We start from the raw sequence: 25,672 nt of genomic DNA on the forward strand, positions 1-25,672 counted from the left end.
TCACGCATAAAAATGAGGTTGTCATGTTTAAAAAATTAGTCTTTGCAGGCTGTTTATCATTATTAGCATTCACCGGGGTAAGCCAGGCCAAAGAAACCTATGTGGTCGGTGCAGGCGGTACCTATCGCCCGTTTGAATTTGAAAACAGTGAAAAACAACTCGAAGGGTTTGATATCGATATTATCAAAGCGGTTGCTGCCGCCGAAGATTTTGACGTCAAATTAATCAACACGCCGTGGGAAGGTATTTTCGCCACACTGTCCGCCGGGGATCGCGATATTTTAATTTCCGGTATTACCATCACCGATAAACGCAAACAGATGGTGGATTTCTCCGCCCCGTATTTCCCGGCAGAACAGGCAATTGTGGTGAATGAAAATTCACCAATCAGCGCGTTATCTGAACTGAGTAAATATAATGTCGGTGTGGTGAACTCCAGCACCGGGGATATTGTGGTTTCTGATGTGCTCGGCAAAACCAGCACCGCCATCAAACGCTTTGATAATACTCCGCTGCTGTTACAGGAATTATATGAAGACGGCGTGGATGCGGCGGTCGGTGATGTCGGTGTGGTGAAGTTTTATATTAAAACCCATCCGGACAAGAAATTTAAACTGATTTACGACAATCATTTTGAAAAACAGTATTTCGGCATTGCCGTCGCTAAAGGTAATACGGAATTACAGGAAAAAATTAACCGTGGTCTGGCAAAAATTATTGCCGACGGTACTTACGCCAAAATCTATCAGAAATGGTTCGATAACGACGTACCTTCCCTGCCCGCGCAGTAATTCATTATTTATCTGATTAAAAACCCGCTTCTGCGGCGGGTTTGATCTGTTTTTTCAGGATGGATGTTATGTCAGCTTTCCGCTGGGAAATTATAGAAGAATACGCTCCGTTATTTATGGACGGGGCACTGATGACAATAAAATGTACCATTATCTGTGTCATCCTGGGGACTCTCTGGGGACTGACGCTCGGCCTCGGCCGGACAGCCCGTGCCGAACGCGGCCCGGCAAAATGGCTGCTGCTGTTCTTTGTGCAGTATCCGGTGCGGTTTTATGTCAGTGCATTTCGTGGCACGCCGCTGTTTGTGCAGATCATGGTGGTTCACTTCGCACTGGTGCCGCTGTTTATCAACCCGCGTGACGGCCTGATGGTCACCAGCGGTATTATTACCTCTGATACGGCCAGAATGCTGCGTTCCGAATACGGCGCATTTCTCTCCTGTATTGTTGCTATCACACTCAATGCCGGGGCGTATGTTTCCGAGATTTTCCGCGCCGGGATTCAGTCCGTCGATCGCGGTCAGACAGAAGCCTCCCGCGCACTGGGCATGAGCTGGGGAAAAACCATGCGTAAGGTGATCCTGCCGCAGGCTTTCCGTCGTATTCTGCCGCCGCTGGGTAACAATGCGATCGCGATTGTCAAAGATTCCTCCCTGGCCTCTGCTATCGGCCTTGCCGACCTGGCATATGCCGCGCGGACGGTATCCGGCGCGTATGCAACTTACTGGGAGCCGTACCTGGTCATCTCCGTTATTTACTGGATGCTGACATTCCTGCTGGCGCAGCTGGTTCAATACACCGAAAGAAGGTTGAGCAGAAGTGATTCACGTTAATAATTTACAGAAAAAATTCGGCAATACTCATGTGCTGCGCGGTATCAGCTGTGATATCCGTCCGCAGGAAGTTGTCTGTGTGATAGGGCCGTCCGGCTCCGGAAAAAGTACCTTTCTGCGCTGCCTGAATGCCCTGGAACGCCCGGATTCCGGTGAGATTGTGGTAAACGGCACCGATGTGTGTGATCCGAAAACAGAACTGAACAAAATGCGCGAACATACCGGTATGGTATTCCAGCGCTTCAATCTGTTTCCGCATATGACGGTGCTGGATAACATTACCATGGCGCCACTGATGGTGTCCGGGCTGAAAAAAGCCGATGCGCTGCTTAAAGCGGAACGGTTACTGGAAAAAGTCGGGCTGCCGGATAAAATTGATGCCTGGCCGGAGAGTTTATCCGGCGGTCAGCAGCAGCGCGTGGCCATTGCCCGTGCCCTGGCGATGGATCCGACGGTACTGCTGTTCGATGAACCGACTTCTGCGCTCGATCCGGAGCTGGTCGGTGAAGTACTGAATGTGATGAAAGCGCTGGCCCATGAGGGTATGACAATGGTGATTGTGACCCATGAGATGAATTTTGCCCGCGAAGTGGCAGACCGCGTCTTTTTTATCGACCAGGGGATCATCCAGGAGTCCGGCACACCGGAGCAGATATTTAATCACCCGCAAAACCCGCGTACCGCCGCGTTTCTCAGCCGCGTGCTGTAGTTTTCGCTGCAGTGAATAGTGACTAAGGACAGAGACAAAACGTCTCTGTCCTTTTCTGTTTATGCGGTTAACTCACTGTGCGTAAAAACAAATTTGTTCACATCATATAACCCGAGACTGGTGAGTTTCAGTGTCGGGATCACCGGCAGAGACAGGAATGCCATCTGAATAAACGGCTCATCCAGCATCACCCCGCAATCGCGGCAGGCTGCTTTCAGCGATTCAATTTCAGCGGCGATTTCATCCGCCGTTTTATCACTCATCAGCCCGGCAATCGGCAGTGTCGCATGGCTCAGCACCCGCCCGTCCGCGACCACACACATCCCGCCGCCACCGGCAATCAGCTGATTCACCGCCAGCGCCATATCCATCGGATCAATACCGGCGACAACAATATTATGGCTGTCGTGGCTGACCGTTGACGCCAGAGCCCCGCGCGTCAGACCGAAATTATGCAGTAATGCGGTTGCCGGTGGTGTCTGGCGGCCATAGCGCTCAATCACCGCAAGCGAGCAGATATTATCGCAGTCATAGCGGTGTCCGTCCCAGCTGACCCGCTGCTCACAGGTGATCAGTTCATTCGGGATCACACTGATAGCACGGTACTCATGACCGGCAACCGGCACAAAAGCAAGAGATTGTGCTGTCACGGCCTGACGGCGGACAGTATTCTGCATTGGCGGACGTGATGCTGCCTGTTTAGCCTTCCGCTCACGCAGCAGCGCCGCTTTATCCACCCAGCGCCCGCCGCACATAACCGCCTGAATATCGACTGTTTTCTCGTCCCGCAGCAGAACCAGATCCGCCTGTTTACCCGGCGCCACCAGCCCGAGGTTTTTCAGCCCGAAATGCCGGGCGGCAGACCAGCTGGCAACACGGTAAGCAATATGTACCGGAATCTGATGCTGATTGATCAGACGATACACCAGCGCATTCATATGCCCCTCGTGAATGATTTCCCATGGATTGCGGTCATCGGTGCATAACAGACACTGCGGGCTGCTCATCGCGGTGATAAGCGGTGCCAGTGCATCCAGATTCCGTGCCGCCGACCCTTCGCGGATCATCAGCGCCATTCCCAGTGCCAGTTTTTCCAGCCCTTCCTCATAACGGTGCGATTCGTGACAGTTTTCAATCCCCCCGGCAATATAGCCGTTGAGATCTTTCCCGGTGACCATCGGGCAGTGACCATCCAGCGTCATATCGCGGAATGCATCCAGTTTATCCAGCGTTTCTGCCTCACCGGCAATCACCGCCGGGAAATTCATCATCTCCGCCAGTCCCAGCACATGGGAATGATCCTTGTATTTCAGCATCTCTGTCAGCGGGAAATCCGCGCCGTTCACATCACTGCCCGGTAATGCCGGTACACAGGAACTCACCTGAACAAACTGATTCTGCTGTGCCTGTTCCGCGCAGCGCAGAAACCATTCAATTCCCTCTTCGCCCATGACGTTCACGATTTCATGCGGATCACTCACAATGGTCGTGACTCCCAGCGGCAGCGTGGCACTCTCAAAGGTGACCGGGGTCATCATGCCGGATTCAATATGCAGATGTGCGTCAATAAATCCGGGTACGACCACCGCATTTTTACCGTCGATGACCTGATGCGCCGGTGCATCCTTATACACCGTACCGACACCGGCAATGGCATTTCCGCTTATCACTACCGGGCCCGGAAATTCACCACCGTTAATCAGATCCAGAATCCGGACATTATCAATACGATAATCCGCCGGTGCCTCACTGCGGGCCACGGCGAGGAGTGTTGTCATTTCTTCGCGGCTGCGCGTGCAGGTGCGCTTATTTTTCTCACTGTTCATCACTGTCCCCTGTTTTTCTCTCACATTGATAATGCGAATTCGCGGTGTTCTCTCTGTCCTGTGAGGTGTACCGGAATAAAGGTGATCCCCGCCGCAATTGTTACAAATTATTGCGACACAACCGGATGATTACGGTTTCTCACGGAATGTCATTACGATGCTGGCATTGATTATGCATTTATCAGACCAGTTATCTTTTCCCCGGGAGACAGGAGCATAAAATGGATAGTCAAACACCGGAAACCATCCGGGAAACAGGTGTACTGGGACGTTTATTCCGTTTACAGGCACACGGTACCACGGCACGAACCGAAGTTATCGCCGGTATAACCACCTTTCTTACCATGGTGTATATCATTTTTGTTAACCCGCAAATCCTCGGCGCTGCCGGGATGGATACACAGGCTGTCTTCGTCACCACCTGTCTGATTGCGGCATTTGGCTGTATTCTGATGGGTTGTCTGGCAAATCTGCCGGTCGCACTGGCACCGGCAATGGGGCTGAACGCCTTTTTTGCTTTCGGTGTGGTCAGCGCCATGGGTTACTCCTGGCAAATAGGGATGGGGGCTATCTTCTGGGGTGCACTCGGCATGCTGCTGCTGACGGTCTTCCGCATCCGCTACTGGATGATAGCCAATATCCCGCTGAGTCTGCGGGTGGGGATCACCAGTGGTATCGGGCTGTTTATCGCTATGATGGGGCTGAAAAATATCGGCCTGGTTGTGGCGAATCCTGCCACGCTGGTCTCCATGGGGGATCTGACCGCCCACTCCGTCTGGCTCGGCGCACTGGGCTTTTTTATTATCACGATTCTGGCCTCCCGCCGTATTCACGCAGCTGTGCTGATCTCCATTGTGGTTACCACACTGATTGGCTGGTGGCTGGGGGATGTCACCTATAACGGTATTTTCTCCATGCCGCCGGATGTTACCAGCGTGCTGGGTAAAGTGGATGTGGCCGGTGCCTTTAATATCGGGCTGTCAGGGATTATTTTCTCGTTTATGCTGGTTAACCTGTTTGACTCATCGGGTACCCTTATCGGGGTAACCGATAAAGCCGGACTGGCAGATAAAGACGGTAAATTCCCGAATATGCAGAAAGCCTTGTATGTGGACAGTGTCAGCTCCGTGATCGGCGGGTTTATCGGCACATCATCTGTCACCGCGTATATTGAAAGTACCTCAGGGGTTTCTGTCGGCGGCCGGACCGGGCTTACCGCCGTGGTGGTCGGGATCCTGTTCCTGCTGGTGATTTTTCTCTCCCCGCTGGCCGGAATGGTGCCAGCCTATGCGGTTGCCGGTGCGCTGATTTATGTCGGGGTGCTGATGACGTCGAGCCTGGCACGGGTAAACTGGAATGACCTGACTGACGCGGTACCTGCCTTTATCACCGCGATTATGATGCCGTTCAGTTTCTCCATCACAGACGGTATTGCGCTTGGTTTTATCTCTTACTCTGTGATGAAGCTGGGGACCGGGCGCTGGAAAGAGCTGAATCCGTGTGTGATTCTGGTTGCCCTGCTGTTTGTGCTGAAGTTTGTGTTTGTCGACCACTGATGTTTCTGCCGGATGGCGGGTTTCCGGTCATCCGGGCATTATTTTGTTTTCTCTTTCAGGCGATGATGCAGCGCCTTAAACGGAATAGCCAGGCCGAGCGTCAGGAAAATAAGAAACACAAACCCTATATTGACATAATCTTCTTTACTGTTTTCAGTCACCGGTTCCTGCTCAGCCGCCGCCGGTTCCCCTTCCTCATTAATCCCGAAATCCCCGTGATGATAATCCGCCAGAATCTCCTGTGCTCTGGTTAACTCATCCTGATTAACCAGCAACTTCACACCGCCGACAGCCTGAGCATACATCTGGTTATTCCAGACAATATTTTCATCCAGCAGCATTACCTCAATCCCTTCGGATTCCAGCAATCCGGCTTCAATCCTGGCATCCAGCGGCGACAGATACTGAGCCAGTAATGCATAGCGACTGCGTGTCGGGTGTATATTCCACATAATACCTCCTTCGGTTGGCTGCCCTGACTGAATAGCCCGTATTCCGGCCGGCGTCAGTGCGTAATAGCAGAAAGGATCGGCGATAATTTCCGGGAAAACAACCTGAATTTAGCCTTTTTGCAGCAGGAATAAGTTTAATGACCAGTTTCGCTATAACACTTTAAACTGTTCTAATCCAGCCGGGTGATATAAAAAAACATCAATAACTTCCCTTTATGATACTGACAACATAAATTTCTTATGGAAGATTTTAATAATGAATTATTTGATTAATAAAATATGAAGAACACTATTCTTACAGCCATTGTATTCCCGCCAAATATCCTTTAGCATTTAGTGCTGAAAAAACTTAATCCTATTCCGAATATTGATCTTTGACCTGATGCTGAAAAAATATAAATACCCGCTGTTATTTGTCGCTGCCATACTGTTGAGTTATCTCACCAATACATTCTTGTATCAGCGTGATTCAACCGGCCCGCATTTAGCCACCCTGTTTTTGGTTTTATGCACCATTATTCTTCTGAACTGTAAACACTGGCTGCCTGCCGTTGCAGGATTTATTATTACACTGATTTTTTCACTGGAAGTCGGTTATTTCACCGAATTCCACGAACGAATTTCTGCCGGTGTTCTCGATTCAGCACTGGAAACAAATAATTCTGAAGCAACACTGATGCTGGGGCACTATTTATATTCCATCATATTGCCTGCCCTGTGCATAAGCGTATTAATTTTTATCTGCTTCCGGAGAAAAAGACTCCGCCTTCCCCGCTGGTTTACATTATCACCGGTGTTCATTTTCGGCTTTCTGATGATTTCCCTGCTCCGTGAAGTCATCCCGGAATACCGTAATTTATCCATTAATTTCAGCGAAGACCCTTATGAACTGGGGACGTATCTCCGCGAGAAATTTCCTGTTGTCGCCGGAAATATTATGTATGTTTCCTCCGTTGCTCTCAGCCATGACAAGTATACGGAGAATTATCCTGACCGGAAACCAAACCGGGTGCTGGCGTCTGCCGGAAAACCACAGAATAAACTCATCATCTTTATCATCGGAGAATCATCATCTCCGTCCAGATATCATATCTACGGGTATTCCAAAGAAACAACACCGGAAATGGAACGCATTTTTCAGGGTGACAAGGCCTGCGTGACAGACAAAGTGCATTCATCCTCCCCGATAACACGGGATTCCATTTCATTGTCACTTTCATTTTACACACCGGAAAGCGAAGAAAATTTATTCCGTCAGAAATCGGTTATTGAAATAGCACAGGATCAGGGATACAAAACTTACTGGCTGGGCGCTCAGTCTCTGGTCGGCGTTAACGGTTCAAAATATGGCTATCTTGCCCGGCGGAATAATACTGTTATTGTGGAAGAAAACAATGACATGAAACTGCCTGAGTTATTAAAGCAGGCGCTGGCCGAGCCTGATGAATACAAATTTATTATTCTGCATTTATGGGGCAACCACATGCCTTATACAAATTATACAGAAACAGAAAAGCAGCAGCTGAATGACGCCAGTGACTATGATCTGACCATTCGTCACACCGATAATGTGATTGGCCGTCTTTATGATGAAGTTGAATCAGTAACCGATGACTATATTTTCATCTACACCTCCGATCACGGAGAAATTGTCGGTAAAGGCCACGGTTTTTCCAAAGGCGCGGATCAATTCCTGATTCCGTTTTTATATAAATCAGGGAATCCGTCTTATGGCTGTGAATTTATTGAAAAATACCGCAATCAGGATGGCTGGATCAGCGGATTAATGAACAAATATATTTTATCTGAACTGCTTGGTTATTCATTAGACCAGTCGATTGCGGAACCGGATAAACAGCATGATCGGATCCTTTCAACTGACGGTTATGCGATTCCGTTTTCATCTTATTTCAACAAGAATAAGTAAGCAGCCGCATACTGTTCAGTTATAAAATGCCGGGCAAACCGGACGCAGTATACCGGTCTGTCACTTCCGGTATGCTGTCCCCGCCATTAAAGATTGACAGGACAGAACGGAAATGGTTTATTTCGTTGCAGGCGTCATTTTTACATCAGTATCAGACATATAAAAATCCTGTGACTGAATAACCAGCAATATGCTAAGAGTCGATTATATGAGCAGCAACGCTTTAGTCTCGGTCATCATTCCGGCATACAATGCTGAAAAATTCATCGGCCGCGCTCTGGACAGTGTGATAAAACAGACCTGGCCGTCGGTCGAAATAGTCATTATTGATGATGGTTCGTCAGATAATACCGCCGCCGTCTGCCGGGAGTATATGAGCAGCCACGATCACATCCGGTATATCCGGAAACAGAACGGCGGCGTTTCATCCGCACGTAATGAAGGTATTAAAGCGGCCTCCGGATGCTATATCTGCTTTCTGGACAGCGATGACACTTATGAACCGGACTTTATCCGGACACTGGTGAGTAAAGTCACACAGGATGACCGGGATTTCGCCTACTGTTTATTCAGAAAAATACATTCCGACGGCCATATTACACAGTCAGTATGCTATGACAACACAGATACCGTTATTACCGACTTTCTGAACTTTGATTATTTTGATATCTGCTGTTTAATGCTGAAAAAAGAGTTTCTGGATAAGAATAATTTATTTTTTGATTCATCCATGGTTGTGGGTGAAGATGTTTTATTTATCCTTGAATGTCTGAACAAAGGCGCCTTTTCCTATATTAAAGAGTATTTATACAATTATATTTATCACAGTGAATCACTGATGAATAAAAAATGGAAGAAGGCGGATTACATCAGTGACCTGGATGCCTGGAAAAAAATTCTTTCTTACATCGCTGAGACGTATAATAAACCGGATAAATCATCCGTTTTCAGTAAAGTCCGCGCTAAAGTATTAAGCCTGCAGATTCAGTTTATGTGGAACATGCTGGCTACCGGTCTTTACCCGGATTTAAAGTCTTATATCAAAGACTTCAGCTACCATAAATCTGATTTTACATTAATCAGAAAACCGGGAAAAAACAAATTCCGTCTGAATATTGTATTATCCGGTAATATTTTCGTGTGGCGTATAGCACGTAAATTTCTGACAAAGAAAAAAAACATCATCCCTGCCGGTTAGGTATATATAACAGGGAGTGTCAGATTATAATGTTATCTGAACATTCCCTGTTATCCTGCATGAACCTGTTATGACAGCCCCTGTCAGATTAATCCGTAAAAATCTTTTTAGGTTGAGCATTTCATTACCGTCGAGCCGCGCGCTGATAAGGCGATTGCCAAAAAATAACCTGCGATTCCGCCATCTGAATAATACCAGTCCGGAAAATTCCCCGCAGATAATATGCACTGCGGGGATCGTTTTATATTGCCAGTAATTTATCCAGCCCTGCCATTTTCACTGAGCCATGTGAAATAAAACAGAGCTGATACCAGAGAGAACCACTTTCTGACTGCAGTTTTTCCGTATAAAACGCATTGGCTGATAATGCACGGATAAGCAATCCTGTCCGGTAAAGCATGACGGCTATAATAATGGCGGATAATCCCGCAAACAGGGTGGTCAGGCTGACGATATCCGTATCTGTCCGGATATACTGAATCAGTAACAGCACAATAAAACCCAGTTGAGTGATACCTTTCAGTAACAGCAGGCGGAAGAAAAAATCCTTCATATTTTGTTCAAGTGCAAAACACGGATTTTTTAAAATCGCCCGCTCTTCTTTCACCGGTATGCTGTAAACATACACTATCCAGTGGCTGATATCATGGCTGCGGGAAACCAGCCCCTTCTCTTTTAATGTATGTAACCGGAGAGAAACCACCAACTGCCAGACAATTCCGTGAAATAACAAATAAAGCAGAAATGCATTCATGCCCCAAAAACCGGTAAGCACCGCGAGTAATATAAAAAAGGCAACTCTTCCTGAATAGATCCAAAAAGGGACAACCTGGTAATTCATCGTCATTCCCTGTGTTTTTTTGTCCATAAATACCATTCCGCAATAAAAAACACCCCTGAAATATATCACCAGTATAACCGGAAAATCCCCAAAATATACTATTCTGACCCGTTACCGCCGGTTTGGGTTTTCTTATTAATGTTACTGCAAAAAATGCCCTTTTCTGATGTTTCGTAAACCAGCGTGACATTATTTTCACCCATAAAAAAACTAATGCGAAACAATAGCCTGCAGGCTATGTCACACACCAACCCCATGAATTTAACGGAAAATTTCTCGTTACTCATTCTGAGAAATGTGTCACACTATTCGCTTACAGCACCATTTTTGAATGAATAAAAATAATGGTTATTTTTTAGCTTAACGGATTTGTTTATGGACGAAAAAACGCCTGCCACGCCGCCACGCGGCGAACTCAAACGCAGTTTAACCAACCGGCATATTCAGCTGATTTCCATCAGCGGAGCAATCGGCACCGGGTTATTTATGGGCTCCGGTAAAACGATTTCACTGGCAGGCCCTTCGGTATTATTTGTCTATATGATCATCGGGTTTGTCTTATTCTTTGTCATGCGGGCAATGGGCGAGATCCTGCTGTCAAACCTGAATTATAAATCGTTCAGTGATTTTGCCGGTGACCTGATTGGCCCGTGGGCCGGTTTTTTTGTCGGCTGGACATACTGGTTCTGCTGGGTAATAACCGGTATTGCCGATGTGGTGGCCATTACCGGCTATATCATGCACTGGGCACCTGATTTTCCGCGCTGGGTCAGCTCGCTGCTCTGTATTTTACTGTTACTGTCCCTGAACCTGGCAACGGTTAAATTATTCGGCGAGATGGAATTCTGGTTTTCCATGATAAAAATTGTCGCAATTGTCGCGCTGATTATTATCGGCGGCATTCTTATCGGCACACATTTTGTTTCACCGGAAGGGCATGAGGCGGCGTTATCCAATATCTGGTCCGACGGAGGCATGTTCCCGAAAGGGATAATCGGATTCTTTGCCGGGTTCCAGATAGCCATTTTTGCCTTTGTCGGTATCGAACTGGTGGGTACTGCCGCAGCGGAAACCCGTGACCCGGTGAAATCCCTGCCGCGTGCCATTAATGCTATTCCGTTCCGGATTATTGCATTTTATGTGCTGGCGCTGATTATTATTATGTCTGTCACGCCGTGGCGCTCCATTCCGGCAGATAAAAGCCCGTTTGTGGAACTGTTTGTTATGATCGGCGTTCCGGCGGCAGCGAGCCTGGTGAACTTTGTGGTGCTGACAGCCGCCGCATCCTCCGCAAACAGCGGTGTGTTTTCCACCAGCCGGATGCTGTTCGGGTTAGCCAAACAAGGCAGCGCACCAAAACAATTCTGCCGTCTGTCAAAACAGGCAGTACCGGCCACCGGACTGATTTTCACCTGCATCTGTTTGTCTGTCGGGGTGATTCTGCTCTACTTTATCCCTGATGTGATGCATGTGTTTACTCTGGTAACAACAGTATCCGCTATCCTGTTTATGTTTATCTGGAGCATGATCCTGTACAGCTACATTATGTTCCGCCGCCGTCGTCCGGAGCTGCATGCCGCATCAGTCTATAAAGTACCGTTCGGCAGCTGGATCCCGTGGGTGTGTCTGTCCTTCTTTGTCTTTGTAATTGTATTGCTGACACTGGAGAGTGATACCCGTCAGGCACTGCTTGCCACGCCGTTATGGTTTATCCTGCTGGCAGTCGGTTACCGGAATGTCAGAAAGCACCGCCTTGCGGAAACACAAAAGTAGCGGACAAAAAAATCCCGGCAACGCCGGGATTTTTGTTTTTATACTCTGTTACTCAGTCCGTCCGAGGTAACGGTCTTCCGCCTCAGCGAAACGTCCCTGAACTGATTTGTCCGGCTCACGGCCTGCCAGGCTGACCACCACAATAGCAATACCGGCCAGAATAAAGCCCGGGATAATTTCATATAAATTAAACCACTTATATTCTATCCAGATAAGAACCGTCACCGCGCCGGTAAACATCCCCGCCAGTGCGCCGTTACGGGTCATCCGCTTCCAGATAACAGAGAACAGGATAACCGGCCCGAATGCTGCGCCGAACCCGGCCCATGCGTTACTGACCAGCCCCAGCACTTTGTTATTTTTATCCATCGCAATGTAAATAGCGATCGCCGCAATCACCAGCACCATAATGCGCCCGACCAGCACCATCTCTTTCTGTGAGGCATTCTTACGGAAAAACGGTTTGTAGATATCTTCCGTCAGGGCACTGGCACTGACCAGCAGCTGACAGCTCAGGGTACTCATGACCGCTGCCAGGATGGCAGAGAGCAGAATACCGGCAATCCACGGATTAAATAAGATAGAAGTCAGGCTCATGAAAATCCGCTCGCGGTTTTCAGTCACCGAGCCCGCCAGTTCCGGGTTCTGCTGGAAGAAGGCAATACCGAAGAAACCGACACAAATGGTTCCCGCAAGGCAGAGGATCATCCAGGTCATACTGATACGGCGTGCACTGCGGATGGTGTGATGAGAATCCGCCGCCATAAAGCGCGCCAGGATATGCGGCTGCCCGAAATAGCCCAGTCCCCAGCCCAGCAGGGAGATAATCGCGACAATATCCAGCCCGCGGAACATATCCACATACGCCGGGCTTTTTGCTTCGATAATTGCCAGTGCAGTATCAAACCCGCCGACAGACACAATCACCATAACCGGTGTCAGGATCAGGGCGAAAATCATCAGTGTCGCCTGCACGGTATCTGTCCAGCTTACCGCCAGGAACCCGCCGAGGAAGGTATAGGCAATAGTTGCCCCTGCCCCGAGCCACATGGCTTTTTCATAACTGATACCGAAGGTGCTTTCAAACAGCAGACCACCGGCCACGATGCCGGAAGCACAGTAAATGGTGAAGAAAATCAGGATCACGGCTGCAGAGACAATCCGCAGAACACGGCTTTTATCCTCAAAACGCTGCGTAAAGTAATCCGGCAGCGTCAGCGCATGGTTGACTTCCGTCTGAAGGCGCAGACGACCGGCAACAATCCGCCAGTTAAGCCAGGCACCGATACACAGACCGATGGCAATCCAGGATTCGGAAATACCGGAGAAGAAAACCACACCCGGTAATCCCATCAGCAGCCAGCCGCTCATGTCGGATGCACCGGCGGATAATGCAGTCACAAAACTGCCCATCCGGCGGCCGCCGAGAATATAGTCGTCGAAGTTATTGGTGGAGCGGTAGGCCATATAGCCGATGAACAGCATCCCGGCGATATAGACAATAAATGTCACAATCAGCGGTGTGGTCAGCGTCATTGTCATAATTAAGTTCCTGTACTGAATTTATAGTCCGTCACGTATCAGCATTGCGTGTACCAATCGCTGTACAGGATGCGCGTCACACCGGTGTTACTGTGTTGCACATCGCCTCAGCCATCCCTGGTCTGCACAGACAATGCCCCGTCAATTATCATTATTTGTTAAATCTGTGATGAGTTGTGTTCAGCCCGATAGTAACGACAATAACAATAAAACAACAATTAATTAACGATACTAAAGTGAAGATTTGTGATTTTTATCACGGGATATGTCATCAGAAAGTGATGCGGTTAATCACCTGATTTAATCATTATACGCCTTAAAACCAGCAATATACTATTGTTATATAATGATTTTATTTTAACCAATACGGTTTATTTCTTAATCGTTTTCTCAGATCAGTATAAAACAGCGACATTATTCACACTTTGCACATCTCTTTATTTAACAATGTTGCACAAAGTTGCAACCTCATAGATATTAATGTGCAACGCATGACCTGTTGCCGTTTATGAGGAGTGAACATGGTGAGTACCACAATGGGCGTCAGACTGGATGATGAAACCCGTGAGCGGATCAAAGCCGCAGCGCAAAAAATTGACCGCACGCCGCACTGGCTGATCAGACAGGCTATTTTTGATTACCTGGCTCAGCTCGATTCTCTGCCGGACGGCACACTGCCTGCTGCAGGAACACCTTCCGCACAGGAAGATGACACCGCACCGGCTGAGCCGCCGGTCAGCTGCCAGCCGTTTCTGGAGTTTGCCGGTGATATCCTGCCGCAATCCGTGACCCGCGCAGCTATCACATCCGCATACCGCATTCCGGAGCCGGAAGCGGTCGCTATGCTGCTGCCGCAGGCGCAACTCTCCCCGGATGCCGCACAGGCCACCCATAAACTGGCTTACGGTCTGGCAGAAAAGCTGCGTAATCAGAAAAACAGCAGCGGACGCGCCGGGCTGGTACAGGGACTGCTTCAGGAATTCTCCCTCTCCTCCCAGGAGGGGATCGCGCTGATGTGCCTGGCGGAAGCACTGCTGCGTATTCCGGATAAAGCCACCCGTGATGTGCTGATCCGCGATAAAATCAGCCACGGTGACTGGAATTCTCATCTCGGCCAGAGCAAATCCATGTTTGTCAATGCCGCCACCTGGGGGCTGCTGTTCACCGGAAAACTGGTTGCCACGCATAATGAAGCGGGACTGAGCCGCTCACTGAACCGCATCCTCGGCAAAAGCGGTGAACCGCTGGTACGCAAAGGCGTGGATATGGCAATGCGCCTGATGGGCGAACAGTTTGTTACCGGTGAAACCATCGCCCGTGCGCTGGCAAACGCCCGCAAAAATGAAGCCAAAGGCTTCCGCTATTCATACGATATGCTGGGCGAGGCCGCACTGACAGCCGCAGATGCACAGGCCTATCTGGTCTCTTATCAGCAGGCTATCCACGCCATCGGCAAAGCCTCCGCCGGACGCGGTATTTATGAAGGGCCGGGTATCTCCATCAAACTCTCCGCCCTGCACCCGCGCTACAGCCGCGCGCAGTATGACCGTGTAATGTCCGAACTTTATCCGATCCTGCGCGATCTGGTGGTGATGGCGCGTCAGTATGATATCGGTATCAATATTGATGCGGAAGAAGCTGACCGTCTGGAAATCTCCCTCGATTTACTGGAAAAACTCTGTTTTGATCCGCAGCTGGCGGGCTGGAACGGCATCGGTTTTGTTATCCAGGCTTATCAGAAGCGCTGCCCGGTCGTGGTGGATTATCTGATTGACCTGGCATCGCGTAGTCAGCGCCGTCTGATGATCCGTCTGGTGAAAGGCGCTTACTGGGACAGCGAAGTCAAACGCGCCCAGGTGGACGGGCTGGAGGGTTATCCGGTCTATACCCGTAAGGTTTATACGGATATCTCTTACCTCGCCTGTGCCCGTAAACTGCTGTCAGTACCGAATCTGATTTATCCGCAGTTCGCCACCCACAACGCCCACACCTTATCCGCGATTTATCAGCTGGCGGGCAATAACTATTATCCCGGCCAGTATGAGTTCCAGTGCCTGCACGGCATGGGTGAACCGCTGTATGAGCAGGTGGTCGGCAAAGTGGCGGACGGCAAGCTGAACCGGCCGTGCCGTGTGTATGCACCGGTCGGCACTCATGAAACGCTGCTGGCTTACCTGGTCCGCCGCCTGCTGGAAAACGGCGCGAATACCTCCTTTGTCAACCGGATCGCCGACGGCACTATTCCGCTGGAGATGCTGGTGGAAGACCCGGTTGCGGCAGTTCAGGCAATGGCCGCCAAAGAAGGTGCTGTCGGTCTGCCGCATCCGAAAATCCCGCTGCCGCGCAATCTGTACGGCAATACGCGGGTCAATGCCGCCGGTCTGGATCTGAGTAACGAGCATCGTCTGGCGTCACTGTCGAGTGCCCTGCTCAGCCACGCCGGGGACAATCTGCTCAGTGAACCACTGACCGGCGGAACATTTACACCGTCCGCACCGGCAGAGCCGCAGCCGGTCAGAAACCCGGCGAATCATCATGATATTGTCGGTCACGTTCGTCCGGCCACTGAAGATGAAGTGGATCATGCCCTTGCCACCGCCTCCGGTGCAGCGGAGATCTGGTTCGCCACACCGGCACAGGAACGGGCGGACATCCTTATCCGCGCCGCACAGCTGATGGAGGAGCAGTTGCAGCCGCTGCTCGGGATCCTGGTGCGGGAAGCCGGTAAGACCTTTGCCAACGCGATTGCCGAGGTCCGTGAAGCCGTTGATTTTCTCAACTATTACGCCTCTCAGGTGAAAACTCACTTTGCCGGTGATACGCACCGTCCGCTGGGGCCGGTGGTCTGTATCAGCCCGTGGAACTTCCCGCTGGCAATTTTCACCGGTCAGGTAGCCGCTGCCCTCGCCGCCGGAAACCCGGTACTGGCGAAACCGGCAGAGCAGACTCCGCTGGTGGCAGCTGTTGCCGTTTCACTGCTCCATGACGCCGGTGTCCCGCGTGAGGTGCTGCAACTGCTGCCGGGTGACGGCGAAACCGTCGGTAACCAGCTGGTGTGTGATCCGCGTGTTCAGGGCGTGATGTTTACCGGCTCCACCGCGGTCGCGAAGATTTTACAGCGCAATCTGGCCGCCCGTCTCAGTACCGAAGGCCGTGTGATCCCGCTGATCGCCGAAACCGGCGGCCTGAATGCGATGGTCGTGGATTCCTCCGCCCTGACAGAACAAGTGGTCACCGATGTGGTCAGTTCCGCTTTTGACAGTGCGGGTCAACGCTGTTCAGCGCTGCGTCTGCTCTGCATCCAGGAGGATGTGGCCGATCGCACCATTGAAATGCTGAAAGGCGCGATGGCGGAATGTCGTCTCGGCAACCCGGACATACTGGCAACCGATATCGGCCCGGTGATTGATGAAGAGGCACATAACGGTATCCGCCAGCATATTCAGCAGATGCGTGGTAAAGGCAGACCGGTGTATCAGTCCTCCTTCGGGATGGAAACCGGCTCACCGGCGATTCTTAACGGCACCTTTATCCCGCCGACGCTGATTGAGCTGGATGATGTCTCTGAACTGACACGGGAAATTTTCGGCCCTGTCCTGCATGTGGTCCGCTACCCGCGTGACACGCTGCCGGAACTGGCGGAGAAAATTAATGCCGCCGGTTACGGGCTGACATTCGGTATCCATACCCGTATCGATGAAACTATCGCACAGCTTACGCAACAGATTGAAGCCGGGAATATTTATGTCAACCGCAACATTGTCGGTGCGGTGGTCGGTGTTCAGCCGTTCGGCGGCGAAGGGCTTTCCGGCACCGGTCCGAAGGCAGGCGGCCCGCTTTATCTCCACCGTCTGCTGGCGGAACAGCCTGATGATTCGGTGGTCAGCCTTCTGGCAGAACAGGATGATCTCAATCCGCCGGATGTCACTCTGCGGACACAGTTACTGGCGCCGTTTGATACTTTCCTCAGCTGGCTGGAAGCGCAGCGCCGCCACGATGTGCTGACAGCGGTTATCCGTTACGGCGAGTTATCACAGGCCGGTACCTGCCGTCTGCTGCCGGGGCCGACCGGGGAGCGCAACAGTTATTATCTGCTGCCGCGCGGAACCATTCTCGGCCTGAATGATTCAGAACAGGATGCTTTGCTGCAACTGGGTGCCACACTGGCAGCGGGCTGCCGTCAGCTCTGGCCTGCGGCGGAACATACCCGTTCACTGTATAACACTCTGCCGGACAGCGTCCGCGCGCAAATCACACTGACAGAAGAGTGGTCAGCGGATGGTGTGGTCTTTAACGGTGTGATTTTCCATGGTGACAGTGACCTCCTGCAGGCAGTAAACCGGGATGTGGCTGCACGCGGCGGTGAAATTGTGCCGGTTGCCGGGCTCAGTCACGGTGATACACAGATCCCGCTGATGCTGTTACTGCATGAGCGTGCGGTCAGTGTGAATACCGCAGCGGCGGGCGGAAACGCCAGTCTGATGACTATCGGCTGATAATCACGGAGTCTTAAAACGGAAAAAGGGAACGAGAGTTCCCTTTGTTTTATCATTTACTGATAAAAAATGGTCTGACTGATAAATCAGTGTTTGCCCTGCCAGTCAAGATACTGTTCGTACTTGCGCAGTGCGATGTTGTAGTTGCTCAGGGCGGAGTCAGATAAATCTTCACTCAGCTGAGCCTGGATAATTTCAGTGGAGAATTCTGTGGTGGCCGGGAAGGCTTTGGAGGACAGCAGTTCATCGAGACGGCGCAGACGGACAACATATTCGCGCACGGTACTGTGGCTCATTTCCGTTTCTTCAAACAGATACTGTTTGAATGCCATGATATCGAAATAATCGGTTGCACTGTTGCAGTAGATCTCGCTGCAGAAACGGCAGAGTGCCACAAATTTGTCCTGTAATCCCATCCAGGTGCTGTCATCGATCATATCTGTCATTTCAGAAATAGCTTCTTTATTGATCAGCTGACCGTTGAAAACCAGGGAGATGCGATCGAGGGTTTTGTGACAATGACTGCAGTGAGTCTGACTGTGTTTGAAGTCTTTAATGTAACGGCTTACGGGCCGTTTCTTTTGTTTTGAAACAGACATATTCTGGCGCCTTGTGTAGTCTAGTCTAATAAAAATAAATCAAAGATAAAGTCAAAGTTACTTCATGGATTTTAAGCGCGCCCGCAGCCTTTTGATTGCCTGGCTGTGTAACTGGCTGACGCGGGATTCCCCCACTTCCAGCACTGCGCCTATCTCCTTGAGGTTCAGCTCTTCCTGATAGTAAAGAGTCAGAACCAGTTTTTCACGTTCAGGCAGTTGTTTTATCGCCTCAACCACCTGGTGACGCAAACTCTCGTCTACCAACAAACCGAGCGGGTTGCCCCCGTCATCATCATCACGGACGGGTTCGCAGCTCTCACCGTGGATTTCGTGCCACTCATCGTATGAAAACAGCTGGCTGTTATTGGTATCGGTTAAGACCTGACGGTATTCTGCGATATCCATCTGTAACGAATCAGCGATTTCCTGCTCTGCGGCTGCACGCCCCAGAGACTGTTCGAGCGCACGCACGGCTTTGGTTATTTCCCGCGCCTGACGGCGCACACTGCGGGGGGCCCAATCTCTTCCCCGCAATTCATCCAGCATTGCCCCGCGGATCCGTTGTACCGCATAGGTTGCAAAGGTGGCACCCTGCATGGCGTCAAAACGCTCCACTGCATGCAGCAAGCCGATACCCCCGGCCTGAATTAAGTCGTCAATATCAACGCTTGCCGGTAATCTAACCTGCAACTTCAGGGCTTCGTGCCGGATAAGGGGATAATAACGCTCCCACAGGCTATTTTTGTTGATAACACCTTCGGCGGTATACAAATCACTCACAACCTGAAACACCCTTCGAGATTCATGAAAGGCTTTTATTATCGTGCCCTGAAAAGAATTCAATCCGGTGAGTAGTGAGGTAAATCACGCCTTATTTGCCTTATCCTAAATCACCTCATTAACAAATAGCAATACTCTCTTTCATTTTTATCATAAATTTTGCAAAATTCCGGTTATTTTATATGACAAAAAGAAAAATAGGCGTTCATTAATAGAATAAAAAAACAAATAGTTAGAATATTATTTGTTCTGTTATGGGTAACACCTATAAAAAAAGGTCAGAATATTCTGACCTTTTAAACACGCTAAAGCAACTACGTAAATTAACGTAACAGGCTCAGAACACCCTGAGGAACCTGGTTTGCCTGTGCCAGAACAGCGGTACCCGCCTGCTGCAGGATCTGACCACGGCTCATGTTAGACACTTCTGTTGCGAAGTCAGCGTCCTGGATACGGCTGCGTGCTGCGCTCAGGTTGTTAACAGAGTTGTTCAGGTTGTTGATGGTAGACTGCATACGGTTCTGGAATGCACCCAGTTTTGAACGGTATGAGTCAACAGTTTTCAGTGCTTCGTCCAGTTTTTTGGTGGTTGCATCGTTGACTTTGTCAGCATCTGCTTTGGACTTGATATCAGTCAGTTTATCACCAACGACCAGGTTACCTTGTGTCGCTGTAGTTCCGTCTTTTTCGAAGGTTTTCACTTCAAAATAATCCGCACCTTTCTTAGCAACGATAGTACCGGTTGCTGTTTCAAACAGTTCGTGGCCTTTCAGATCAACAGTCGTAAATGTTGCATCTACTTTAGCAGCCTCTGCTTTTTCTGCTGTTGCATCAAGCTTAGTATCTGATTTCAGAGCAGTATAAGTCGGCAGTTCGAAATCTTTCAGACCCAGTTTAGCCAGATCAATTTTCTGCATATCCAGTTCAATGACTTCACCGTCGTTTGCACCAACCTGGAAGTTCATTTTAGTGCCCTGCTCCAGCACTTTAATGCCGTTGAACTGAGTTTGTTCAGAAATACGTTTGATTTCTGACAGGCGCTCGTTCACTTCTTCCTGGATAGAACCGATATCGCTCTTGGAGTTAGTGCCGTTTTTCGCCTGAACAGTCAGTTCACGGATGCGCTGGATGTTGTCGTTGATTTCGTTAACAGCACCTTCAGCGGTCTGTGCGATAGAGATACCGTCGTTAGCGTTACGGGAAGCCTGTGCCAGGCCTTTTACGTTAGCGGTGAAACGGTTGGCGATTGCCTGGCCTGCAGCGTCATCTTTTGCGCTGTTGATGCGGGCACCTGAAGACAGACGCTCAATTGCAGTGCCTAATACGCCCTGTGAACGGTTTAAGTTGTTCTGAGTAACCAGAGACAGAACGTTAGTATTGATAACCTGTGCCATGATATATGTCCTTGTTATTGAAAATAATAAACAGCGTTTATCTGTTTGGCTTTCTGATTTTCGCCAGCAATAACACTATCGGCACCCTGAGAGACCACTTTAGGTTTTTTGGTAAATATTTTTAGAAAATTGTCGCAGAAATGATTTACTCAGACATAAAAAAAGCCGGAACAGAAGTTCCGGCCAAATCATAACACAGAGGAATTGCCTGATTTATAATGAAATAATGATTAACGCAGTAAGCTCAGTACTGACTGTGGTACCTGGTTTGCCTGCGCCAGTACAGATGTTCCCGCCTGCTGCAGAATCTGGCCACGACTCATATTAGACACTTCAGTTGCGAAATCAGCATCCTGAATACGGCTGCGGGCAGCGCTCAGATTGTTAACAGAGTTGTTCAGGTTATTGATGGTGGACTGCATACGGTTCTGGAATGCACCCAGCTGGCTGCGCTGAGTATCCACTTTGGCCAGGGCATCATCCAGCGTCTTCAGGATTTCATCTGCCGGAGGTTTCGTACCTGCTGCCAGTACCTTGATTTCACGGCTGGTATCAACACTGACGTTAGCATGATAATCTGTACCGGTAGCATCTTTTTCCACACCGGTTACTTTTGCTTCATAAGTAACATCTTTCGTTCCCCCTTTACCGTCATCTATTTTACCGGTGACCAGGTAGGTATCTTTTATTGCAACGCCGTTTTCATCTTTGGCTTCTTTCAGCTCTGTCGGTGCTGTAGACCAGGTCACACCTGAGAATTCAAATGATGCTGCTTTATTTGGCGTTGAGGCACCATCGTCAAATTCATCTGCAGTTTTCGTTGCACCTTCCTGACGATACACGGCACTCAGTGTGGAGAAATCCATACCTTTCAGACCCAGCGCCTCACGGTCAACTTTCTTCAGATCAATATCGATTGTTTCACCATCATTGGTACCAACCTGGAAACTCATTTTTTTATCGCCGGATAAAACTTTGATGCCGTTGAACTGCGTTTGTTCTGAAATACGGTCAATCTCTGCCAGGCGCTGGTCAACTTCTTCTTTTATAGAGTTGATATCGCTTGCCGAGTTAGTGCTGTTTTTGGCCTGCACACCCAGCTCACGAATACGCTGGATGTTATCGTTGATTTCATTGATAGCACCTTCCGTTACCTGCGCCAGTGAAATACCGTCACTTGCATTACGGGATGCCTGGGTCAGACCTTTCACATTGGCGGTAAAGCGGTTGGCAATCGCCTGACCTGCAGCATCATCCTTTGCACTGTTAATACGGGCGCCGGAAGAAAGACGTTCAATGGCAGTTCCTAACACGCCCTGAGAACGATTTAAATTATTCTGGGTAACCAGTGACAGAACATTGGTATTAATAACTTGTGCCATAACGATATTTCCTTTTTTTGTATGAAATAATGTGAGTTATTTTTGCCGTCGCTGCGGAGTAATACTGTTAACGGGCGATAATTCACTTTATTTACAGACAAAAAGTCGTCATTTTATCAATATCAGGCACATTTATCCGGATAACGCATTTTGTGAGTTTTGTAATCAAATTGCTGCCCCCGACGCTCATTTTTGTTTCTTTATCTTAATGGTGACAATAACCCTGCTTTCCCTGCGCAACTCTGCCCATCATTTTTTGCCGTTAACGCTAAAATTCTTCCGCTGCCAACCGATAACTATGTAAAACCAATCAAATTCAGGAGAAGTACATGGCAGGCATAGCATCGTTAGGCGTCGGCGCAAATATGGACCTTAATCAGCAAATGGACATGCTGGAAAAAGCAGAAATGCGCCGTCTGGAGCCGTTAACTGCCCAAAAAACAGCGTGTGAAGCACAGATTAGTGCTTTCGGAAAGTTACAGTCTTCACTGGAAAAATTAAAATCCGCCTCTGAAGCACTGAAAAAATACGGTGATATCAGTACCACCAAAGTCAGTGAAGAAAATAAATACTTTGGTGTGTCCACCACAGGTAAAGCACAGCCGGGTCAGTATGATGTCAGCATCGAGCGACTGGCTAAAAACCAGACCTTATCCGGAAAAGGTGTTGCTGACGGTAAGACATCAATGGGTAACAGCAACGCTGAACGAACTGTTTCCATTAAAATCGGTGACGGCAGTGATGCGAAAAAGAATTTTGATATAAAACTGAGCAGCGATAAAACATCGCCGATTGAAGTCGCTGATGCCATAAATAAAGCGGATAAAGGCGTCTCTGCCAGTGTGGTAAAAGATAAACAGGGTGAATACCACCTGGTGTTAATCAGTAAAACCCAGGGGACCAATTCTGCTATCAGTATTTCTGTTACCGGCGATGATGATCTGGATAAAGCCATCGGCGGAAAATCAGAAAAACAAACCGACGGTACCGTTAAATTTATCAGTAACGGCGGCATGAAGCAGACGACCGCACCGGAAAACGCACTGTTCACTGTAAATGGTATCGAACAGGAATCACAGACTAACGAAGTCAAAGATGCTTTTTTTGGTCTGACACTGACACTGAAAAAAACCACTGAAAAAGACAGTGCCGGAAAACCAATTACTGAACCGCTGGTTGTTTCTTCTGATATTGAACCGGCGAAAAAGAAAATTAAAGAGTGGGTGGATGCTTATAACGAGTATCAGAAACTCTGTAAAGATCTGACCAAATATACCAAGACAGAAAAAGGTGAGGCGGCGGATAAAAGTAATGGTCCGCTGATTGGTGATTCCACGGTACGCGGTATCCAGAATACCATCCGCGGGCAAATCAGAACACCGAATGGTGACGGTACACTCAACACCATGAGCAAACTCGGTATCAAGCAAAAGTTAGACGGTACCCTGGAGATTGATGACAAAGTTCTGGATAAAGCATTAAAAGAAAATGGTTCCAGTGTTAAAGAGTTCTTTGCGGGGGACGGAAAAGAGACCGGTTTTGCCACTGAAAACTTTAATTATCTGAAAAAGACATTAGACAGCCGTGAAGGTACGATTCATAACGCCACCGACGGTCTGGAGAAAAAGAAAAAAGGTATCGATAAACGTATCGAACAAACCAATAAACAGATCGAAAACACCATGGATCTGTATCGCCGTCAGTTCCAGAATCTGGACAAAATGATGAACTCCCTGAGTGGCACCACACAAGCACTCGGCAGAATGTTAGGTTAAAAATAATGTATCAGCGCAAGGCAAATCAGGCTTATCAGCAAGTTAATCTTGAAAGTGAAATTACCAATGCCTCGCCTTATCAGTTGATCCGGATTTTGTTTAACGGGGCGCTCAGCGCCCTTCGCCGCAGCGAAATCTTTATGGAGCAAAATGATATTGCCGCCAAAGGTAAGGAACTGTCGAAAGCGATTAATATTATTGATAATGGTCTGAAACAGGCTCTGGATTATGATGCCGGCGGTGAGCTGGCACATAATCTGGCCTCTCTGTATGACTATATGATTATGCGGTTACTCAACGCAAATATCGAAAATAACGTGACCTACGTAAAAGAGGTCTATCAACTGCTCTCCGATCTCGCGGCAACATGGCAACAAATCGGGGCAAATGTGGATGAAAGATAATCAGGTGAGTATTCAAACGACCATCAATTTACACGATATATATCAACATGTACTGACACTGAGTGAAGAACTCGTTACCCTGGCCAGAAACAGTGAATGGGATGATTTGATTGCCCGTGAAACTGATTATGTTTGTGCAGTTGAACACCTGACACAGTTATCTCATGAACTGGAAAAAGAACAGCCGGTGACCGGCGAACTGGTGGAAATACTGCAGGCTATCATTGAAAATGAACGGGTAACAAAAATTTATTTGCAGGATCACCTCAACTTTCTGAGTAAAGAAATAAAACAGCTTGACCAACAACGGGTGATTAATAAAAGTTACGGGCAATTCACTGACCCGGATTATTCGATTCATGTTAAACCAGTAGAATAAGTTTTTTTGATCAGCGCGGTGTCTTAAAATAATGAAAAAATGGCCTGATCTGTTCCGGCCGGACAGTCGTTCCCTGCCCGGCCGGAACGTTTTGCTATTCAGCGGTATTTTTTACACCGGGTTTCACACAATTTCCCAGATATAACCCCGCCATGACAGCTGCAAATCCGCCGATCACACTGACCAGCAAATAAGTTATTCCGGTACCCAGTAACGCCGGGGATGACATTATTTCAAAGGTTCCGTACACAAAGCTGCTGAATGTGGACAATCCGCCCATAATACCGGTTGCCACCAGCGCATTGACATACTGATTAATCCGGTTGCGCTGTAATAATGCCGCCGTTATTCCCAGCAGGAATGAGGCAATAATATTAGCCGCCAGAATATCAAGCGGAAATCCGTCATGCAGAGACGGCACACCAAGCATCAGTAATTCACGGCAGATTGCACCGAATGCCCCGCCAATAAAAATAAGAATCACCATATTCATATTGTTATCCTCATGCCGCCAGCCAGACACCCAGTGCGGCAGCAGCCAGACCCGCCACAACAGAGATAAGCAAATAACCGAAAGCCAGCATCCGCTGTTTTGAATTCACCAGTTTTGCTGCATCCAGCTGCATACTGCTGAAGGTGGTGTAACCGCCGAGAATACCGGTCAGAACAGCCGCATGCAGGAATGAACCGAAGCGGTCATGCCAGTCAATCACGAATAACGTGCTTAAGAAGCCGATAATGAAAGCACCCGAGATATTAATAATAAAGGTGCCCAGCGGAAAATGGCCGTGATAACGTTCGCCTGTCAGTTTACCGACCCACCAGCGCAGTAATGAACCGCTGCCGCCGCCGATACCGACCCAGAAAATATCAATTGCTGTCATATAACCTCACCTGTAAATAGCATCGTCAGGAGAAATACGTACAGCGGATAGTGTAGATCCTCTTTCTTTACTTCACAATTCCCTGATTGAAACCGGCTGAATTTATACAAAGATGCCGGATCTGAAGTCCG

Annotated in this window: 21 protein-coding genes; 11 read left to right on the plus strand and 10 right to left on the minus strand. The window is 48.9% G+C overall.

The features are described from left to right. Positions 1 to 23 precede the first annotated feature (23 nt). From HMPREF3119_RS11250 to HMPREF3119_RS11260, 3 genes are all read left to right on the plus strand, one after another. On the plus strand, positions 24 to 791 hold the full coding sequence (locus HMPREF3119_RS11250) for a basic amino acid ABC transporter substrate-binding protein (protein WP_024473826.1): 768 nt from the start codon (positions 24 to 26) through the stop codon (positions 789 to 791). Between the two features lie 68 nt (positions 792 to 859). Next, positions 860 to 1,624, plus strand: coding sequence for an amino acid ABC transporter permease (locus tag HMPREF3119_RS11255; protein ID WP_004240080.1), 765 nt, complete (start codon positions 860 to 862; stop codon positions 1,622 to 1,624). Next, positions 1,611 to 2,333, plus strand: a complete 723-nt coding sequence (locus HMPREF3119_RS11260; protein ID WP_070579748.1) for an amino acid ABC transporter ATP-binding protein — start codon at positions 1,611 to 1,613, stop codon at positions 2,331 to 2,333. The genes HMPREF3119_RS11255 and HMPREF3119_RS11260 overlap by 14 nt, the downstream gene beginning before the upstream one ends. Before the next feature lie 59 nt (positions 2,334 to 2,392). Here the strand turns inward: HMPREF3119_RS11260 and adeD are convergent, their stop codons facing one another. After that, positions 2,393 to 4,159, minus strand: coding sequence for an adenine deaminase (gene adeD, locus HMPREF3119_RS11265; RefSeq protein ID WP_070579751.1), 1,767 nt, complete (start codon positions 4,157 to 4,159; stop codon positions 2,393 to 2,395). Positions 4,160 to 4,380: 221 nt separating this feature from the next. Between adeD and HMPREF3119_RS11270 the strand changes: the two genes are divergently transcribed. Continuing rightward, positions 4,381 to 5,715: an NCS2 family permease gene (locus HMPREF3119_RS11270; RefSeq protein WP_004240076.1), complete on the plus strand. Its 1,335-nt coding sequence runs from the start codon at positions 4,381 to 4,383 to the stop codon at positions 5,713 to 5,715. 38 nt (positions 5,716 to 5,753) lie between these two features. On the opposite strand, the gene HMPREF3119_RS11275 is transcribed toward HMPREF3119_RS11270, so the two are convergent. Next, the gene (locus HMPREF3119_RS11275) at positions 5,754 to 6,167 is read right to left on the minus strand and encodes a putative signal transducing protein (protein ID WP_070579753.1); all 414 of its coding nucleotides are present in this window, start codon (positions 6,165 to 6,167) and stop codon (positions 5,754 to 5,756) included. A gap of 382 nt (positions 6,168 to 6,549) precedes the next feature. Here HMPREF3119_RS11275 and HMPREF3119_RS11280 point away from each other — a divergent pair, with 382 nt between their 5' ends. Both HMPREF3119_RS11280 and HMPREF3119_RS11285 read left to right on the plus strand, forming a co-directional pair. Further along, positions 6,550 to 8,094 (plus strand): phosphoethanolamine transferase, encoded by a 1,545-nt coding sequence (locus HMPREF3119_RS11280; protein ID WP_070579778.1) that lies wholly within the window; start codon positions 6,550 to 6,552, stop codon positions 8,092 to 8,094. A 208-nt stretch (positions 8,095 to 8,302) separates the two neighbouring features. Further along, complete coding sequence (locus HMPREF3119_RS11285) at positions 8,303 to 9,292, plus strand: glycosyltransferase family 2 protein (protein ID WP_004236789.1); 990 nt, start codon at positions 8,303 to 8,305, stop codon at positions 9,290 to 9,292. Positions 9,293 to 9,533: 241 nt separating this feature from the next. On the opposite strand, the gene HMPREF3119_RS11290 is transcribed toward HMPREF3119_RS11285, so the two are convergent. Continuing rightward, a complete protein-coding gene (locus HMPREF3119_RS11290) occupies positions 9,534 to 10,046 on the minus strand; it encodes a hypothetical protein (protein WP_225806412.1) in 513 nt (170 codons plus the stop codon). A gap of 462 nt (positions 10,047 to 10,508) precedes the next feature. Between HMPREF3119_RS11290 and cycA the strand changes: the two genes are divergently transcribed. After that, entirely contained in the window at positions 10,509 to 11,906 is a 1,398-nt protein-coding gene (gene cycA, locus HMPREF3119_RS11295) for a D-serine/D-alanine/glycine transporter (protein ID WP_004236791.1), read from the plus strand. Between the two features lie 48 nt (positions 11,907 to 11,954). On the opposite strand, the gene putP is transcribed toward cycA, so the two are convergent. Beyond that, entirely contained in the window at positions 11,955 to 13,442 is a 1,488-nt protein-coding gene (gene putP, locus HMPREF3119_RS11300; RefSeq protein ID WP_032098801.1) for a sodium/proline symporter PutP, read from the minus strand. 527 nt (positions 13,443 to 13,969) lie between these two features. Between putP and putA the strand changes: the two genes are divergently transcribed. Continuing rightward, positions 13,970 to 17,944 carry a trifunctional transcriptional regulator/proline dehydrogenase/L-glutamate gamma-semialdehyde dehydrogenase gene (putA, locus tag HMPREF3119_RS11305; protein ID WP_070579755.1) on the plus strand — a complete coding sequence of 1,325 codons (3,975 nt, stop codon included), beginning with the start codon at positions 13,970 to 13,972 and terminating at the stop codon, positions 17,942 to 17,944. Between the two features lie 86 nt (positions 17,945 to 18,030). On the opposite strand, the gene fliZ is transcribed toward putA, so the two are convergent. The 4 genes from fliZ to HMPREF3119_RS11325 form a co-directional block, all read right to left on the minus strand. Then, entirely contained in the window at positions 18,031 to 18,543 is a 513-nt protein-coding gene (gene fliZ, locus HMPREF3119_RS11310) for a flagella biosynthesis regulatory protein FliZ (RefSeq protein WP_070579758.1), read from the minus strand. Positions 18,544 to 18,600: 57 nt separating this feature from the next. Further along, entirely contained in the window at positions 18,601 to 19,323 is a 723-nt protein-coding gene (locus tag HMPREF3119_RS11315; RefSeq protein ID WP_004240062.1) for an RNA polymerase sigma factor FliA, read from the minus strand. Between the two features lie 323 nt (positions 19,324 to 19,646). Then, complete coding sequence (locus HMPREF3119_RS11320; protein WP_004236796.1) at positions 19,647 to 20,717, minus strand: FliC/FljB family flagellin; 1,071 nt, start codon at positions 20,715 to 20,717, stop codon at positions 19,647 to 19,649. Between the two features lie 230 nt (positions 20,718 to 20,947). Next, positions 20,948 to 22,099, minus strand: a complete 1,152-nt coding sequence (locus HMPREF3119_RS11325) for a FliC/FljB family flagellin (protein ID WP_032098787.1) — start codon at positions 22,097 to 22,099, stop codon at positions 20,948 to 20,950. 329 nt (positions 22,100 to 22,428) lie between these two features. Between HMPREF3119_RS11325 and fliD the strand changes: the two genes are divergently transcribed. Genes fliD through fliT form a run of 3 tightly spaced genes read left to right on the plus strand, consistent with a single transcriptional unit; the run spans position 22,429 to position 24,657 of the window. Further along, on the plus strand, positions 22,429 to 23,874 hold the full coding sequence (gene fliD / locus HMPREF3119_RS11330; protein ID WP_015422629.1) for a flagellar filament capping protein FliD: 1,446 nt from the start codon (positions 22,429 to 22,431) through the stop codon (positions 23,872 to 23,874). Positions 23,875 to 23,879: 5 nt separating this feature from the next. After that, complete coding sequence (gene fliS / locus HMPREF3119_RS11335; protein WP_004236802.1) at positions 23,880 to 24,278, plus strand: flagellar export chaperone FliS; 399 nt, start codon at positions 23,880 to 23,882, stop codon at positions 24,276 to 24,278. Next, a complete protein-coding gene (gene fliT, locus HMPREF3119_RS11340) occupies positions 24,268 to 24,657 on the plus strand; it encodes a flagellar protein FliT (protein WP_004240057.1) in 390 nt (129 codons plus the stop codon). The genes fliS and fliT overlap by 11 nt, the downstream gene beginning before the upstream one ends. A 94-nt stretch (positions 24,658 to 24,751) precedes the next feature. Here fliT and HMPREF3119_RS11345 read toward each other — a convergent pair whose 3' ends face one another. Both HMPREF3119_RS11345 and crcB read right to left on the minus strand, forming a co-directional pair. After that, positions 24,752 to 25,150, minus strand: coding sequence for a CrcB family protein (locus HMPREF3119_RS11345; protein ID WP_004236804.1), 399 nt, complete (start codon positions 25,148 to 25,150; stop codon positions 24,752 to 24,754). A gap of 10 nt (positions 25,151 to 25,160) precedes the next feature. Continuing rightward, positions 25,161 to 25,541 carry a fluoride efflux transporter CrcB gene (crcB, locus tag HMPREF3119_RS11350; RefSeq protein WP_004236805.1) on the minus strand — a complete coding sequence of 127 codons (381 nt, stop codon included), beginning with the start codon at positions 25,539 to 25,541 and terminating at the stop codon, positions 25,161 to 25,163. Positions 25,542 to 25,672: the final 131 nt, after the last annotated feature.

Origin of the sequence: Morganella sp. HMSC11D09 (assembly GCF_001807955.1) — a bacterium.
GTDB classification, from domain to species: domain Bacteria; phylum Pseudomonadota; class Gammaproteobacteria; order Enterobacterales; family Enterobacteriaceae; genus Morganella; species Morganella morganii.